Origin of the sequence: Phenylobacterium sp. (assembly GCF_036963605.1) — a bacterium.
Taxonomy (GTDB): Bacteria; Pseudomonadota; Alphaproteobacteria; order Caulobacterales; family Caulobacteraceae; genus Phenylobacterium.
In genome coordinates this window covers 1-981 of record NZ_JBALUY010000142.1, presented here as the reverse complement: position 1 = coordinate 981, position 981 = coordinate 1, and the positions used below count along the sequence as shown (strand labels likewise).

Annotated in this window: 1 protein-coding gene and 1 pseudogene; both read left to right on the top strand. The window is 57.3% G+C overall.

Annotated elements, in window-relative coordinates:
* A pseudogene (locus V7702_RS16745) lies at nucleotides 1–279 on the top strand (hypothetical protein); the annotation flags it as partial.
* A 146-nt stretch (nucleotides 280–425) separates the two neighbouring features.
* Nucleotides 426–981, top strand: a 556-nt coding sequence (locus V7702_RS16740; RefSeq protein WP_335651210.1) for a GMC family oxidoreductase, incomplete at its 3' end; no start/stop codon positions are given.

Sequence of the window (981 nt, the reverse complement as noted above, 5' to 3'; positions counted from 1 at the left end):
CTGACCATCGCACGGACCTTAATGGGCAATCCCGCGTTCATCCTGCTAGATGAGCCCTCAGAAGGGATCGCGCCGGTGATTGTCGAACAGATGGCCCGTGTGATCCTGCAGCTTAAAGACGAAGGGTTAACGGTGCTCTTGTCGGAACAGAATTTGCATTTCGCCCAGGCCGTGGCCGATGCGGTGGTGATCATCGAGCACGGCACCCAAAAATTCGCAGGCTCGCTGGCGTCCCTGCAATCACAGCCCGAAATTCGCGATCAATATCTGTCGGTGTAACGGGCATACGTCGTCCTAGGTATCGCAGGCGTGCCGCTGCAATTGCGGATGACTTGGCAAGAAAACCCTTTTGAGCCGCGACAGAACATGAAAGCGTGTTTTGATGACGGCTGCGGGTCCGAGAGCCGCGAATGAGGGAGCGCGATATGACGGACACGTCCAGCCTTGATGGCGACTATGATTATATCATCATCGGGGCAGGGACTGCAGGCTGCGTGCTGGCCAACCGGCTGAGCGAAAACCCGAAGACCCGGGTCTTGTTGCTAGAGGCAGGCAAGTCCGACAATTATCACTGGGTGCATGTCCCCGTAGGGTATCTTTATTGTATCGGCAATCCGCGCACGGACTGGATGATGCAGACTGCACCCGATCCGGGGCTGAACGGGCGCAGCCTTGTTTACCCGCGGGGCAAGGTGTTGGGCGGCTGCACGTCGGTCAACGGCATGATCTATATGCGCGGGCAGGCCGCCGATTATGACCACTGGCGTCAATTGGGAAATACCGGATGGGGCTGGGACGATGTGCTGCCCTACTTCTTGAAATCCGAAGACCACCACGGCGGCGATACGGAACTGCACCGGCAGGGCGGCAACTGGAAGGTCAGTAAACAGCGACTAAAGTGGGATATTCTCAAGGCCGTTCAAGACGGCGCGCAGGAATTCGGCATTATGCCGCGTGCCGATTTCAACGATGGTGATAATG